The 13994-nt window shown below is 57.9% G+C and carries 14 protein-coding genes and 1 pseudogene; 7 read left to right on the top strand and 8 right to left on the bottom strand.

Features of this window, described 5'->3' with window-relative positions; translation table 11 throughout:
* Window positions 1–834 (top strand): N-acyl homoserine lactonase family protein, encoded by an 834-nt coding sequence (locus tag ACFXS9_RS25005; protein ID WP_392693099.1) that lies wholly within the window; start codon window positions 1–3, stop codon window positions 832–834.
* Window positions 835–1080: 246 nt separating this feature from the next.
* Window positions 1081–1278, top strand: coding sequence for a hypothetical protein (locus ACFXS9_RS25000; RefSeq protein WP_065749664.1), 198 nt, complete (start codon window positions 1081–1083; stop codon window positions 1276–1278).
* A gap of 210 nt (window positions 1279–1488) precedes the next feature.
* Here ACFXS9_RS25000 and ACFXS9_RS24995 read toward each other — a convergent pair whose 3' ends face one another.
* The 4 genes from ACFXS9_RS24995 to ACFXS9_RS24980 all read right to left on the bottom strand — a co-directional run bounded on the left by ACFXS9_RS24995 (window position 1489) and on the right by ACFXS9_RS24980 (window position 5149).
* Window positions 1489–1764: a hypothetical protein gene (locus ACFXS9_RS24995; RefSeq protein WP_392693097.1), complete on the bottom strand. Its 276-nt coding sequence runs from the start codon at window positions 1762–1764 to the stop codon at window positions 1489–1491.
* A gap of 110 nt (window positions 1765–1874) precedes the next feature.
* Window positions 1875–2357: a transcription elongation factor GreA gene (greA, locus tag ACFXS9_RS24990; protein ID WP_392693094.1), complete on the bottom strand. Its 483-nt coding sequence runs from the start codon at window positions 2355–2357 to the stop codon at window positions 1875–1877.
* Between the two features lie 237 nt (window positions 2358–2594).
* Window positions 2595–4103, bottom strand: coding sequence for a helicase HerA domain-containing protein (locus tag ACFXS9_RS24985; protein WP_392693092.1), 1509 nt, complete (start codon window positions 4101–4103; stop codon window positions 2595–2597).
* A gap of 860 nt (window positions 4104–4963) precedes the next feature.
* Window positions 4964–5149 carry a hypothetical protein gene (locus tag ACFXS9_RS24980; protein WP_392693089.1) on the bottom strand — a complete coding sequence of 62 codons (186 nt, stop codon included), beginning with the start codon at window positions 5147–5149 and terminating at the stop codon, window positions 4964–4966.
* A gap of 1088 nt (window positions 5150–6237) precedes the next feature.
* On the opposite strand from ACFXS9_RS24980, the gene ACFXS9_RS24975 reads away from it, so the two are divergent.
* The 3 genes from ACFXS9_RS24975 (at window position 6238) to ACFXS9_RS24965 (ending at window position 7567) form a co-directional block, all read left to right on the top strand.
* Complete coding sequence (locus ACFXS9_RS24975; protein WP_392693086.1) at window positions 6238–6546, top strand: H-NS family nucleoid-associated regulatory protein; 309 nt, start codon at window positions 6238–6240, stop codon at window positions 6544–6546.
* A gap of 163 nt (window positions 6547–6709) precedes the next feature.
* Window positions 6710–7084, top strand: a complete 375-nt coding sequence (locus ACFXS9_RS24970; RefSeq protein WP_392693084.1) for a hypothetical protein — start codon at window positions 6710–6712, stop codon at window positions 7082–7084.
* A 309-nt stretch (window positions 7085–7393) separates the two neighbouring features.
* Window positions 7394–7567 (top strand): hypothetical protein, encoded by a 174-nt coding sequence (locus tag ACFXS9_RS24965; RefSeq protein ID WP_392693081.1) that lies wholly within the window; start codon window positions 7394–7396, stop codon window positions 7565–7567.
* Between the two features lie 379 nt (window positions 7568–7946).
* On the opposite strand, the gene ACFXS9_RS24960 is transcribed toward ACFXS9_RS24965, so the two are convergent.
* From ACFXS9_RS24960 to rfbA, 3 genes and pseudogenes are all read right to left on the bottom strand, one after another.
* On the bottom strand, window positions 7947–8141 hold the full coding sequence (locus ACFXS9_RS24960; RefSeq protein WP_275185206.1) for a hypothetical protein: 195 nt from the start codon (window positions 8139–8141) through the stop codon (window positions 7947–7949).
* 1140 nt (window positions 8142–9281) lie between these two features.
* Window positions 9282–10348: pseudogene (gene rfbB, locus ACFXS9_RS24955) on the bottom strand (dTDP-glucose 4,6-dehydratase).
* 26 nt (window positions 10349–10374) lie between these two features.
* On the bottom strand, window positions 10375–11250 hold the full coding sequence (gene rfbA / locus ACFXS9_RS24950; protein ID WP_392693078.1) for a glucose-1-phosphate thymidylyltransferase RfbA: 876 nt from the start codon (window positions 11248–11250) through the stop codon (window positions 10375–10377).
* A 138-nt stretch (window positions 11251–11388) separates the two neighbouring features.
* On the opposite strand from rfbA, the gene rfbC reads away from it, so the two are divergent.
* Window positions 11389–11943, top strand: a complete 555-nt coding sequence (gene rfbC, locus ACFXS9_RS24945; RefSeq protein ID WP_392693075.1) for a dTDP-4-dehydrorhamnose 3,5-epimerase — start codon at window positions 11389–11391, stop codon at window positions 11941–11943.
* Window positions 11943–12857, top strand: a complete 915-nt coding sequence (rfbD, locus tag ACFXS9_RS24940; protein ID WP_392693073.1) for a dTDP-4-dehydrorhamnose reductase — start codon at window positions 11943–11945, stop codon at window positions 12855–12857. Before rfbC ends, rfbD begins: the two co-directional genes overlap by 1 nt.
* Window positions 12858–12936: 79 nt before the next feature.
* On the opposite strand, the gene ACFXS9_RS24935 is transcribed toward rfbD, so the two are convergent.
* Window positions 12937–13992, bottom strand: coding sequence for a nucleotidyltransferase family protein (locus ACFXS9_RS24935; RefSeq protein ID WP_392700000.1), 1056 nt, complete (start codon window positions 13990–13992; stop codon window positions 12937–12939).
* Window positions 13993–13994 lie beyond the last annotated feature (2 nt).

Here is a 13994-nt window from a genome sequence, read left to right as displayed (position 1 = left end):
ATGGCCGAGCAGGAATACGAACTCTTTGCCATCCGTTATGCTACTCGCGATGCGCGGCGGAGCGAGCATTTCATCGGTGGCGATCCGCATGATGGGCCGATGCCAATGGACTATTTCATGTGGGTGGCGAGGGGCGGAGGTCGTATCTTCGTCATCGATACCGGGTTCAACGCGGAAGTGTCGAACAAACGAAAGAGGACGTTCCTGCGCTGCCCGGTGGAGACGCTCGGCGCGTTCGGCATCAATGCGACCGAGGTCGAGGATGTCATCCTGACACATTTGCACTACGACCATGTCGGTAATTTCGACCGCTTCCCCAACGCGCGATTCCATCTGCAGGAGCGCGAACTGACGTATGCCACGGGGCGCTTTATGCGATATCCGAGGTTATCGCATTCATTCGAGGTCGATGACATCTGCGGGATTGTACGGCTGAACTATGCGCGGCGCGTCTTGTTCTATGATGGCGATGCCGAGCTCGCTCCCGGGCTTACGATACACGCGGCCGGCGGCCATTCCGCCGGGCTTCAATTCGTTCGGGTCAAGACCCGCCGAGGATTTGTCGTACTCGCCTCCGATGTCAGCCATTTTTACGAGAACATGGCTGCTGAACGTCCGTTTACGACCGCGCTCCACATCGGCGAAATGCTGGAGGGCTTCGACCGCCTGCTGGCACTTGCGCCGGACGAAAGCCATATCGTTCCAGGGCACGATCCGCTCGTGATGAAGCTTTATCCGCCCCCGAGTCCGCAGCTTGGGGGCGTCGCCGTGCGGCTTGATGTGCCGCCATCAGCCGCCGCGCCCGTTCGCGCCGACTTTCTTTTGCGGTATTAGCCTGGCATCGACCGATGGCTCAGCCTTACGACTGTCAAGGAGCGCTCAGCCGTTCGGGGGCACCGGCCATGCGACTTGAAGCCGCCAAGACAGAATGGAACCAACGGGTTCGTCAGGCGTCGAATCCCTGCCTCTGGCACCTACACCCCCAAAATTCAAGCCGGAGGAAAACCTACCACCTAGGTTGGCGGTCCTGATGTGCGCACCACTTGGCGCCAGGACCGTTTGCGACCGAAGGAGGAGCAAATGAGCGATCGCATATCCGAGCGGAGGACGCCCACCGCGGCCGAACGGGAAGCTCGAAAGGTCTTCAGAGACGCGGACGCCAAAGTAGCACTTTCCGAGTATCAACGCGCCCAACAGGCGCTCCATGCAAACCGGGAGCGATTGAAAGCAGAGCGACTGGCCCGCGAGGCGGCCTCGGATCAGAAGGCCAAGACTTGATCGGAGAGGACATCGCCCCGCAGCGAGGGCTCTGTTCTCCAACGCGCCTTACGAGGTTCGTTGCGACAACAATGCCAATGCTTGGTTGTAAACGGAATACGCCGATCGGAGAACGCCGGCGCACAAGGTGATGGCGACGCAAGCGTCATCACTCGGTGCCCGCTCCGAGTTGAGCTATGGTCAGAGTCCGGACGTCAGCTCCGCTGCTTTTTAGTCGCAGCGGCGCTCCTTGCGCTTGATCATGCGGCCATCGTCTCTTTCAACTGTGGTGGTCACGGTACGACAGCGTCGTCCTGTACCGATGGTGACACCGCCTGGGCCGACGCCTACTGTGGTGTCGGAGTCGTACCGTCGGCGTTGGTCCCTGTCGTAATCGCGGTCCCGCCCGACCTGAACGTCGACGCCTTGGGCCTTTACCGGAGTGACAAGCGGAGCAGTCGTCAGCACCGCTGCGGCAGCCGCCACCGTAATAGCGATTTTCATCATGTGACAATTCCTTCCTCTTTGTAATGGAAGAGAACGGGCCGGGGCGCGGAGTGTTCCACCGAGGCAGCCGAGCGCGTGTTGGCAATGGCGCGGCGCTGGGTGCGGGCATGCTACGAGATCGCAATGATCTCAAGCTCCTGACCGGATGCGCCGACGACATCCCCAACAGCTTTGCCCATCAGAAGCCTTGCCACTGGTGATACGAAGGAAATAGAACCGGCCTTAGGCTCCGCTTCGTCCTCTCCCACAATGCGATATTTCTGTACGCGCCCATCGTCTCGCCTGAACGTCACCGTGCTCCCAAAGGCGACAGTGTCAGTTGACGTCGGCTTGGGGATGACCTGAGCCGTCCGAACTCTCGCCGCAAAGTAGCGTGCATCACGCAAGGGAGCTGCTGCTTGCCGCCTGCGTTCATTCACGTCTTCGATCTTCTGCGCGGTCTCGTACGCCTCGCGAGCCTGTTGGAGCTGAAATTCCAGTGCCTTTAATCCCGCTTCCGTAACAAGGTTCGGATGAGGTGAAATCGGGCGGTCGGTAAGCAAAGTCTCCGACGCAGTTTCGGCACTGTCTTCCCTGGTGAAGGCAACGCTCAAGCCCAGAACTCCTTTTCAGCGAGATATGCGAAAAGCGGTCGGCGACGACCGCGCGGACTCGTCAAAGGAACTGTAGCGCAACGCTCAGCGACTTTCGCGAATCATATACCTCGGAGCGAGACGGGCGCCATTATCAAGTTACCTCGTTTGGTCTTGCTCGACAGAGCCCTGTGGCAGTCCTCTGCTGCAGACAGGCTTGATGCGTGGTATTATCTGAGTGCGCGCTCGGCCGCCGCGTCATGGAGCCGAACTGCTGCAGTCTTGCTCTGCCGGCAGTTCCTCGGCATTGGGGTCGCCCGGTGCCGTCGCCCAGGCCAGTTCGACGAGCGTCACGATCCGCCGACCGGCACCGTCGAGCTGGCAAACGATGAGACCCTGCTCCTCGATGTAGGTCAGCAGACGCCGTGCACGACGCAACGAATGTGAGCCATAGGCGCGCGCAATCGCAGCATCGCCCGGGCAGGGCCAACCTTCTTTCGCGGCGCGGGCGATCATCATGAAGACGCCCTGCATATCCTCCGGCAGAAGTGAGGCGCGTACCGAGACATCCTGCCACCCGTCATCCTCTGCCATATCGGAGCCGAGCCCGGCGCGGGCGCGCGTCAGCATGCGACGGAAGTCACCCAGGTCCGGCACGGCCGAACCGAGGCCCTCAATTCGGCAGCGGACCACGAACTCCTGATAGAGGACGCCGATGGCACGGAATCCGGCCTCGGGTTCCGCCATGACGGCGCGCAGGATACGGTCCACTCGCCCACGCCGCTCCGCCAGTTCCTCAGCGCCGAGCGGCTGCTCCGCCGCTTCGGGACGGGTCTCCAGCGCCGCTGACTTCGCCGCCATGAGCTGGCCGAGGAGGTCTGGCGGCGACCGGCGCTGGGGCCGATTATTCTCGGGCGGCGGTGCTGCCAGGATGATGGCGCGTGCGTCCACTGTCGCTTCCGGCAAAGGCAGCAAGCGCGGGGTCGCGTTGCGCGGCGTGGTCTCCGTTGGACCGATGCGCAGCCCCAGCGGACGGCGGGAGAGGGCCGGTCCCAGTGCCATGAATTGCCCGCGTTCCAGATCCCGGAAGGCCTCTGCCTGTCGGCGCTCCATGCCCAGAAGGTCGGCGGCGCGCGCCATGTCGATATCCAGAAAGGTTCGGCCCATGAGAAAATTGGACGCCTCGGCCGCGACGTTCTTGGCGAGCTTCGCCAGTCGCTGGGTGGCGATGATCCCCGCAAGCCCGCGTTTGCGGCCACGGCACATCAGGTTCGTCATGGCGCCAAGCGAGAGTTTGCGCGCCTCGTCCGAAACCTCGCCGGCGACTGCCGGCGCGAAGAGCTGCGCCTCATCCACCACTACCAACATCGGGTACCAATGGTCGCGGGCGACCTCGAAAAGCCCGCCGAGGAAGGCAGCGGCGCGCCGCATCTGGTTCTCGGCGTCGAGCCCCTCGAGATTGAGCACGGTGGAGACGCGATGGATGCGCGCTCGCTCGCCGGCGACCTGCAGACCCCGCTCGGTATGGTGCTCGGCATCGATCAGGAGGTGGCCGAAACGCTCGGAAAGCGCCACGAAGTCGCCTTCGGGGTCGATGATGGTCTGCTGCACCCAGAGGGCACTCTGTTCCAGCAGCCGGCGCAGCAGATGGGATTTGCCGGAGCCCGAATTGCCCTGCACCAGCAGGCGAGTCGCCAACAGTTCCTCAAGGTCCAGAGTCGCCGGGGCACCTGCCGTCGTGTGCCCCATCTCGATCGCAACGGTCATGTCTCGACTCAAATCTCCTTGCGGAGGCGGGCTTAACAACCTGATCGCAGTCCGTCGAGCGCCCATGGCCCGACCACTCCGTGTTCTCCACGGCTGGTCGAACGTCATCAGCCCAGATGGATGCCGACCAAGCACACTTCACGCACCGGAGGCGGCTGCCGAGGTTGTGGACGAAGGTTTCGGCGAGCGCGTGAGCGCGGCGAGATCGACATCGTTCGGTCTGCGACCTGTACCGACAACGACGACAAGCGCATGGCAATTCGTCGTGCCCGTCCGCGGCAACCGCGGTCGCGAAGACGCGACAGGGACTGCCGATCTGGACGGCCTAGAAAAGGTCAGAACTGCGCCCGGCGCCGCATCGCACAAAAGCTTGTGGCGGCTACCGATTGCGCAAATGGAACTTTCAACTCCGAATTAAGTTTAGATTGATAGGTTGGTGAGTGGTGAGTTGGGAGCAATCAATGACCACTTTGCAAGCCATGGCGTTCGGAGCCATGTTAGCGTGGACGCCTTCTCTTATCATTCTGGCAGCATCGCTATGGAACGCTCCTGAGCGGGAGGAGATGGAGTAGCTGGTAATCTACCTATTCCGCTCGTCACGCCCTCTACACCTCGCAGCTCTCCCGATCATATCTCGAATCGATCTACTCATGATCGTGAGAGCCGCATCATGAAGAGTGATTGGAGGTCTCACCTGGGAATCTATGACGATCGATGAATTGTTTGCGCTCCGCGGACTGATGCAAGACGTCCTCTGCGCGAAGCTGAAGGCCAAAAAAGAGCCGAGCTCAAGCGTAGATTCTCAATCAGCCATCGAGCGATGTAGGGCCGCCGAAGTCTCGCAATCGCTAGTCACTTATTCAGACGCGCAGCTCATTGCTGACGGGAGGCAGGGCGGCTGCTGGATGGACCGGCTCTTGGCCGCGCTTTACCGCCTCCGCTGATCGCACCATTTCTCTGAGTTTCTGAACTTCAGCCATTCGGTTGTGAAGATCGGTCGAGATTTGCAAAAGACGATGTGTCCGTACTTCAACCGGCTGTTTCATGTTCTACCCCTACGCCCGCACACACCTGACAATATCAGGCTATTCTTTCTAGGTCGTGACAGTCCGTATTCAGGTTCACATAAGTCGGAAAATACCTCGGAGATTCTCATCGCCTCCGGACAATAATGCGCCCGCTGCTCTGTCAAAAAACACCGGTATTAAAATACTTGTCTGGCGGCATCTTCGTCTTAAACTGAGCCGCTTAAATCCCCGGCGGCACCTAAACACCTGCCAGTCGCCGGTGCGGCCTATAGAGCCTCTACGACGATTTTCTCCAAGCCCAGGTGTTCGCACGGTGTCGCGGAGGGGCAGATCGCTGATGCAGTTCGTTCTGGGCCGATGCCGACCAACAAAACGCAATTCCGCAGAATTCGAGAGACGAGGTGAAACTGAGGTCGGAAAGCCAGGCAACGAGAACGCCTTGGCTTCTCGCCGGCATGAACGGCGCGCCGTGCTAATGGCGGAGGCCGAATTAGGCGTCAGCGTGAAGTTGAACGGGCGGCTTCAGGTACCCAAGGCAGACTGTAGGGCCGTATGCGACCCAATAGCAGCCGACTGGGCGCCGGAGCGGAGACCTTCACGAATGACCATGGCATAGTGCGGTCTATGTAGCACTACGCCCTGGCATTAGTAGCAGGATGGGTGCACAGGACGCCGGCCGCTTGCTTCGCTGTACCGCTCGTGCTGCCGACCGATTGCTGCGGCCAATCCTATGTTTGCGAGGTAGCGATCTTTTCAAAGGAAAGAGCAAGCCGGCGACTTCCGCTCGCAAGCGAATTAGCTCTTTATATCTTACTCTTAGATCATTATTTTGACAAAGTAATTCTATGTCGCGGCTGCGCTTTGGCATAACTCAACCCCTACATAACTAAAAACAAAATGCACCAATAACTAAACAAAGTTCTGGCTTCAGCGGGCGGTTCCACAACCGGAACCTCCTGTGAGCATTTTGGCCGCGATTTTACTTTACAAGATGCTCACTACGCTTTTTACCCCACTTTATTCCGAAAGCAAACGTTTGGTTTATTATTAAAATAACGGAGAAATAACGGAAGCCCGTGCATGAGAAAATGATGATGGAGTTAGTCATGAAACGAATCGATCTCGAACGGATGAGTACCGACGACCTTTGGTCGCTGCATGTTGAGGTCTCTCAATTGTTGCAGCAAAGAATCCAGGCGGAAAAGCTGCAGTTAGAAGAGCGTCTGAAGCTGTTGGAAGCCCCAGTGTCAGGGCGCCGGGCCTACCCCGCGGTACCCCCGAAATATCGCAATCCTGATCAGCCGTCTGAGACTTGGGCCGGACGTGGCAAGCAGCCGCTTTGGCTGGTAGCGCAGTTGCGCTCGGGTAGGCGTATCGAGGATTTCAGAATTAAGAAGGCGGTCAATAGACGATAAGCCGCCGCCCGATAAGGCTAACTCTAAAACCTAATGCAAACGCAACGCTTCTGGGTTGTACCGTTCGAACCACGCTTCGCTACCTCCGCGTTTGCGAACAGCTTGAGATGTACCTTGTTCCCCGACAGCGGCTTGCGAGTGTCGACTTAGATCCACGCCGTCATTGGATAATATCCAGTTCGCGTTTGAAGCTGCGACAGATCACAAACAGCACGGGATTCAGTCTGCCGGTTGCTGGCTGCAAAGCCTGCCGGAGCCGCCGATCAGTTGTGCTTGCATGGACGGTGCATGGACGGTCAGGCGTCGCATAAAAAACTTTGAGGCTCATCCGCTGGCGGGTGACCAGCCAATATTATTCGGCGGATCGTTTGCAGCGTCCTATCGTTTGGAGGCAAATGAGAGTTCGCTGATCTGCAGATCGCAGCGCCTGCGCAACTTGCGAGCGACGCATCTCGCCAATGTGATTTTCCGTTCGCTGCATCGCACACACAATCACGAGGAAAGTCGCACCAAGCGGCCAACTGTTCGCACCGCATAAATGCCTTGATATCGGCATCGGCACGCCAAGATTTGAGCTGTCAACTACAATTTAATTACGAGCAGTTAGGTTCGTGAGTGGGGAATTGGGAGCGATCCATGACCACTTTGCAAGCCGTAGCATTTGGAGCCACGCTCGCGTGGATGCCATCTCTTATCATCCTGGCAGTTTCGCTATGGAATGTTCGCGAGCTCGATGGAATGGAATAGTCGGGCCGTTGCCGAATACCGGGCATTGGCCCTCTATCGAATCATAGAACTCCTCATTACAATCGATAGTCGTTTCGACTCATGATTGTGGGGGCGCGTCATGAACAGCGAATGGGAAACTATGACGATCGATGAGCTGTTTAAGCTCCGCGAGCTGATGCAAGATGTCCTCAGCTTGAAGCTGAAGGCCAAAAAGGCCGAGCTCGAGCGTAGATTGCAGATTCTCAATCAGCCGTCGAGCGATGTAGGGCCGACGAAGTCTCACAATCCTTAGTCGCTTATTCAAGCGCGCAGCCCATTGCTGACGGACTGCACGCCGGCTGCTGGATGGACCGGCTCTTGGCGTCCGCCTAGTTGGACGCGCAGCTCATTGGATGTGATGAGGCATAGCCTTTAATTTTCGAAAGCGATGCCGAGCAATTCGCCATCCCGCCAAACTAGGCGGCACCTTCGGATAGTCTCAAAATTGTCGAAGGTCAGCTCGAAGGTGCTCGGCAGTACCGATAGATTGTGTGTCCGAAGTTTTGCACCACAGTCCGAGATGTCAATGACCTTGCAGCCGCGCGCGCCGGGCTGCCCCTTGAAGAACAGCAGCGCGCCTCTCTCGATACCTGCCCTGCAAACTGCTCGTCGATCGTTTCGAGGACTCGGTATCATTCTCCATCCTCATCGTACTCGATGAATTTCTTGTATTGCCAATGGCGGCCGTCATGTCGGCGCCACACGCGTCCGTGCACGAGACGGCCGGTGATGGATCGCCTGGGAAGTATCACGGTCCAAAGATGCCAGAATTCCGCGCCTGCTCGCTTTAAGCTTTGCGTTTCAGGAGGGTCAATTGCGGTGAACATGGAGCCGTCTCCGCGCAGTTTCGTTAGCGGCCTCGTACGCTAGCGAAGTCGCCGAGCGGCGGGCGAAACTGACTGTAAGCCGCCCGACGGCTGCGCCACGTTGAGCCGGACAATTGTCCGGCGTCGTGTACGCTATCCGCTCGAAGATTGAGAGCAACAGAATTCGCTCGTTAAGCTTGATACGGTCGGCAAGAATTAAATCGGGAACAGCGGCGAGTGGGGATCGGGATCATTGCGCAGCTTTCGTTCGCCATCGCTTCGGTAATGTTCATTCTGGGCTGAAGCAGACTTTTCGAGAACGCTCGCAAAATCGCTTCAGTTGCAAACAACACGCGATTCGTATTGTCTGGTTGCGGGATTCAAGACCTGACGCTGCGAGCATTGGGAGCGGCCAACGGGTGGCACCTGCATCGGCGGCGAAATGGATGGCGGTGTCATTTCACAGACCGACAGGGGGCAGGCGGGCGGAATATCGGTGCTGGTTGTGCATCGCGGTAGCAAGCGACCCTCAACACATTGGCAAACGCATCTGGCCTGAGCGGCGAGGGTGAAAAAAGAGCTCGCGACAACGAGCAAAGTTAGCCGGATTCCTGTCATTGATCCCTCTTCAGCTTTCTTCGCGTTTATCCATCTTTCGCGCATGCCAGCGGCTCAGCGTACGCAAGACGCTAACGCGAGCCAGCACCGTGGGTCCGTCTACTTCGACCACCGGCATTGGAGCCTCCATCGAGGCCTGATAGGATCTCCTTGGGCCCTCCGATCAGGAGGGGCAACGAGCCGATGCAGGCTCTCTGATCACAAAGCGACCTCCCCAAAAGTTGAAAGAGCCACTTAATTCGGGCGGGATGCCCGGCCCCTCCGTGAGATCAAGGAACGGTCAACAACCAAGAAATGCCGAACGCGCGCTGAAAGAATGTCTAATGCATCAAATCTAAGGTGGTTCGAGGGCGAGCTCTATGTCTATGAACTGGAGCGAAAACTAGCAGCACCCCAAGGGGGAGGCGTATTTGTTACCGTCGAGCCCTGCCAACTCAGACGACGTTACTCTCCTCTCGAGCCGCTGGCGTCGTCGTTGGTTGCACGACCGAGGCATCTTACGTTCTAGTGCGAGCGGATGTTGGTCGCCGGGGTGTACTCTGCTCACCTGTTCAATCCGATCCGCTTCGCTGTGTATCCCCGGTTCGCAATCGCCCGCCACCATGGTTGGTGGTCGACGTACCAGCGCACTGTCTTGTAGATTCCAGTTTCGAAATCCTCTTCCGCACGCCATCCTAGCTCTCGCTCGAGCTTGGAGGCATCAATCGCATAGCGGTGATCGTGCCCGGGGCGGTCGGGAACAAAACTTATAAGATTTCGGTGGGAGCCGCTCGGGTTCGGGCTGATCTCGTCGAGCAGGTCGCAGATCGTTCGACCACGTGCAGATTGGTGCGCTCGTTACGGCCGCCGACGTTGTAGGTCTCGCCTATACTTCCCCGCTCCAGGACCAGACTCAACGCCTTGGCGTGATCCTCGACATAGAGCCAATCGCGGATGTTCTTTCCGTCGCCATACACGGGCAGGGACTCGCCCGCCAATCCCCTGATGATCATGTGCGGGATCAGCTTTTCGGGGAAATGGTAGGGGCCGTAGTTGTTCGAGCAGTTTGTAACCAGCGTCGGAAGTTCATACGTGTGATGCCACGCGCGCACCAGATGGTCGGAGGATGCCTTGCTTGCGGAGTAAGGAGAATTCGGCGAATAGGCCGTCGTCTCCATGAAGAACCCGTCGTCCCCGAGTGAACCGAACACCTCGTCCGTGGAAATGTGCAAAAAGCGGAAACGTTTGCGCTTCTCGCCCGAGAGCGAGCGCCAGTGGCGCAAAGCTTCCTGCAAGATTGTGAAAGTACCGACCACGTTGGTCTGAATGAATTCGGCGGGTCCATCGATCGATCGATCAACATGACTCTCGGCGGCGAGATTCATCACTGCATCTGGCTGATATTTCTCGAATAGGCGACGAAGGCCGAGCCCATCGCAAATGCACTGTTTCTCAAAGGAGTAATTCATGTTCCCGGCCGTGCCGGGTAGCGATTCAAGATTCGCCGCGTAAGTCAGCTTATCGATGTTGACAACCCTTGCGTGGGTGTCTTGCAGCAGATGCCGTACGACTGCGGATCCGATGAACCCCGCGCCTCCCGTAACGAAGATTGTCCAGCCTCGAAACCGCATGTTCAGTTTGCCCCTATGTCCCGCATCTACCGTCTGAAGGAAGCGGCTACAGATTTCAGATATTCGCCATAGCTGCTTTTGGCGGTCCTCTCGGCCAAAGCCTCAAAAGCTTCGAGCGAGATGTAGCCCTGCCGCAGCGCGATTTCTTCCGGGCATGCAATGCGCAGGCCCTGGCGTTGCTCGAGGACCTGGACGAAGTTGCTGGCCTCTACGAGAGAGGAATGCGTCCCGGTGTCGAGCCACGCAAAGCCACGGCCTAGCGCCTGCACATAGAGGTCGCCGCGTTCCATATAAGTCTTGTTGACGTCGGTGATCTCGAGCTCGCCGCGCGCCGATGGCTTGAGCTCGGCGGCAATCTTCAGGACGTCATTGTCGTAAAAATATAGTCCTGTGACGGCCAAATTTGATTTTGGCTGCTTCGGCTTTTCCTCGATCGAGAGCGCGCGGCCGCTATTGTCGAGTTCAATGACGCCATACTGCTCGGGCGTCTTGACGACATAACCGAAGACGGTCGCACCCTTCCTACGGGCAGTCGCATTCAAGAGCAGCTCAGCCAAGCCGTTGCCATAGAAGATGTTGTCGCCAAGCACCAGCGCAACCGGATCATTGCCGACGAAATCGCGACCTACGATAAAGGCATCCGCTATCCCGCGTGGAGACGCCTGCGGGAGGTAGGAAAAGCGCAATCCGAGCTGTGAGCCGTCGCCCAGGAGACGCTCGAATAGCGGCTTGTCCTGGGGGGTAGAGATGATCAGGATGTCCTGGATTCCGCCCAGCATGAGGGTCGAGAGGGGGTAATAGATCATCGGCTTGTCGAAGACCGGTAGCAGTTGTTTCGAAACAACTGTCGTGACCGGATAGAGGCGGGAGCCCGTACCTCCGGCGAGAATAATGCCCTTCATAAGCCCTCACCCATTTTCATTCAACGAAGCACATTAAATATAGCATACTAAATATACCATATTAAATGCAATATTAAATGGTGCGGGTCGGATAAATTTGGTATTTGGCTAACGTGAAATGTTGCTCGGTCGGACCAGATGAACGTCATTGTGACAGCGCTTCCCGAAGTCCTGGTGCTGGAGCCCAGGCTGTTTGGCGACCAACGCGGTTTCTTCCTGGAAACCTACCAATTGCCGCGCTATGCCGGGCACGGCATTAGCCGTCCATTCGTGCAGGACAACATGTCCCGCTCCAGCCATGGAGTGTTGCGTGGGTTACACCTGCAGAATCCCTTCACCCAAGGTAAGCTCGTTACTGCATTGCGCGGCCGGGTGCTGGATGTGGCGGTGGACGTGCGGGTGGGGAGCCCGCGTTTCGGACGCCATGTTGCCGTAGAACTGAGCGAGGAGAACCGCCGCCAATTGTGGGTTCCTCGTGGCTTCGCACATGGCTTTGTCGTTCTATCCGAGACCGCAGATTTCTTCTACAAGTGTGACGATCTTTACAGCCCCAAGGATGAAGTCTCGATCCGCTGGAACGACCCCGCGATCGGCATAGATTGGGGCATTGAAGCTCCCTCGCTTTCGGCCAAAGATGCCGATGCCCCGCTGCTGAACGACGTCAAGAATCTGCCGATGTATGGACAAGTCTGATGCGGATCTTGTTGACGGGAGTGAGCGGCCAGGTCGGCGGCGCATTGCGCCCCTTGTTAACTGCCCAAGGCACAATTATAGCGCCTTCGTCTTCCGAATTTGACCTGTCGAAGCCGGAAACATTGACGGACCGGCTTAAGGATTTCAGGCCCGATCTCATCGTAAATCCGGCCGCTTATACCGCCGTTGATCGCGCCGAGGAGCAGCGCGAGCTTGCGTTCCTCGTTAATGCCAAAGGGCCCGAGGTCATCGCGCAATGGGCAGCTAAGCACAGCGTGCCGCTCGTTCACTTCTCAACAGACTACGTTTTTGACGGTTCCGGTGATGCGCCGCGCCGCGAGGACAGCCCCACGGGTCCAATTTCGGTCTATGGCGCGAGCAAGCTTGCAGGGGACATGGCAATCATGGCGGCCGGTGGGCCGCATCTGATCGCGCGCACGTCCTGGGTGTACGCTGCCAAGGGGACCAATTTCCTCCGTACCATCGCGCGCCTGGCTTCCGAGCGCAAGGAACTGCGCATCGTCGCGGATCAAATCGGAGCGCCAACGACGGCTCGAGCAATCGCTAAGGCCGTTGCCGACATCGTGCTGCCGAACCTCGCGAACCTGAACGACCTGTTCGCGCGAAAGGGTGGCGTGGTCAACCTCGTTTGCGCTGGGGAAACTAGCTGGCACGAGTTTGCAGGCGCCATTGTCGAAGGGCTGAGGTACCGCGGCTTCAAGCTCGAAGTCGAAACCGTCGTTCCAATCGCAACCACCGATTTTCCGACGAAGGCCAAACGGCCAAGCAATTCACGCCTCGACCTGTCTCGCCTCAGGGACGAGTTCGGTGTGGTCATGCCGAATTGGCGAGATGCATTGGCCCTGGAGCTTGATGGTTTCGTCGCAGCAGATGACGTTTCAATCCCTCGATGAAACGGCCCGTCAGGCCCCGACTGCCTTTTCCCGCTCGGCCCGGCAGTTCAGATACGAACGGCAATTCCAACGCCCTCCGCTAGACTTTCCCGATGCGGTGATTGCCAACAAGTCCGGCGAGATGCCGCAGCGTATGCACTCGTGGTAATGTCAGCGTTGCGTTCCTTCGGGTGTCGGTCTGGTAGTCTGCTCCCAGCTCTCTCCTGTAATTTCCATAGTCAAGAAGCGCAACCGAGAGGAGGGGCCAACGTGCAAGCGGAAAACGGGACTGCAGCAATAGCCTCCTAAACTGAAGCCGTGGAATGGGTTCCTTGCGCAGGCCAACAGGTACGTCAACTCCAAGCAATTCTGCCAGGGCGACCAGCTGCTTCGCGATGGCGTTTCGGGTCAAGCGGCCCGGAGCAAATGACATCAGGCGCTTCCAGTCTATTCCATCCGACGAGTTAGCCAGGTCTCTCAGCTCGACCAGATGTCGCACATCTACTTCGCCGACCCAGTAATCATTATCTTGAAACTGGTCGTGAATGATCAGCATGTAAGCTTGAAAAGTCGTGGTCGGAAGATACGCGGTCCCGCGGCCAACCGATACGGACATGCAATGTTCAAGCAGTTTGCCCGAAGAACGATAGAAATAATCTGGACCTGGCGCTGCTTGATGCAGGTCTATCATACCAACGTCACGCGGTCGTTTAAGGTCACTGTACTGTTTCTTGCTCTCCGGCGGGGCTCGAAAATGGGACTGATAGTCGAGCTCGGCGAGCGCCTGCAGGGCCGTCTCCATCTGATCAGGATCGACCAATATGTCGAGATCAGCCATGATTCGCGTTGCGCGGCATTCAGGAGCGGCTGTTGCGAGGATTGCTGAGCCCTTTAGCAGCACCGGTATCACGTCCCGTTCATTAAGTGCCGCGACCGCCTCTTCCAATTGAGCCCTCAAGAGATCGTTCCGAAGCGCGTTTCGCCGGTAGATCTCTCGAACGAAAACCTTCACATCCTCGGGAACTGATTGATCAGGTCGATCAACCAAATCGATCAAGAAGGGGGTCGTTAGCGTCTTGTTGGCCAGTTCCAACACGGCCATCCAATTCAGGTTACTGGGCGCTTTGCCTCTGAGGCACTGGCAGAGCTCGACCATAG

Source organism: Bradyrhizobium sp. RDI18 (assembly GCF_043203335.1).
GTDB classification, from domain to species: domain Bacteria; phylum Pseudomonadota; class Alphaproteobacteria; order Rhizobiales; family Xanthobacteraceae; genus Bradyrhizobium; species Bradyrhizobium retamae.
Note: the sequence above shows the minus strand (reverse complement) of the source record. Positions and strands in the feature narration are given on the sequence as shown.

Excerpts from the sequence above, each read along its gene's own strand:
- ACFXS9_RS25005 (WP_392693099.1), top strand. The coding sequence starts at position 1 with ATGGCCGAGCAGGAATACGAACTCTTTGCCATCCGTTATGCTACTCGC.
- ACFXS9_RS25000 (WP_065749664.1), top strand. The coding sequence starts at position 1,081 with ATGAGCGATCGCATATCCGAGCGGAGGACGCCCACCGCGGCCGAACGG.
- ACFXS9_RS24995 (WP_392693097.1), bottom strand. The coding sequence starts at position 1,764 with ATGATGAAAATCGCTATTACGGTGGCGGCTGCCGCAGCGGTGCTGACG.
- ACFXS9_RS24985 (WP_392693092.1), bottom strand. The coding sequence starts at position 4,103 with ATGACCGTTGCGATCGAGATGGGGCACACGACGGCAGGTGCCCCGGCG.
- ACFXS9_RS24980 (WP_392693089.1), bottom strand. The coding sequence starts at position 5,149 with ATGAAACAGCCGGTTGAAGTACGGACACATCGTCTTTTGCAAATCTCG.
- ACFXS9_RS24975 (WP_392693086.1), top strand. The coding sequence starts at position 6,238 with ATGAAACGAATCGATCTCGAACGGATGAGTACCGACGACCTTTGGTCG.
- ACFXS9_RS24965 (WP_392693081.1), top strand. The coding sequence starts at position 7,394 with ATGAACAGCGAATGGGAAACTATGACGATCGATGAGCTGTTTAAGCTC.
- ACFXS9_RS24960 (WP_275185206.1), bottom strand. The coding sequence starts at position 8,141 with ATGTTCACCGCAATTGACCCTCCTGAAACGCAAAGCTTAAAGCGAGCA.
- rfbA (WP_392693078.1), bottom strand. The coding sequence starts at position 11,250 with ATGAAGGGCATTATTCTCGCCGGAGGTACGGGCTCCCGCCTCTATCCG.
- rfbC (WP_392693075.1), top strand. The coding sequence starts at position 11,389 with ATGAACGTCATTGTGACAGCGCTTCCCGAAGTCCTGGTGCTGGAGCCC.
- rfbD (WP_392693073.1), top strand. The coding sequence starts at position 11,943 with ATGCGGATCTTGTTGACGGGAGTGAGCGGCCAGGTCGGCGGCGCATTG.
- ACFXS9_RS24935 (WP_392700000.1), bottom strand. The coding sequence starts at position 13,992 with ATGGTCGAGCTCTGCCAGTGCCTCAGAGGCAAAGCGCCCAGTAACCTG.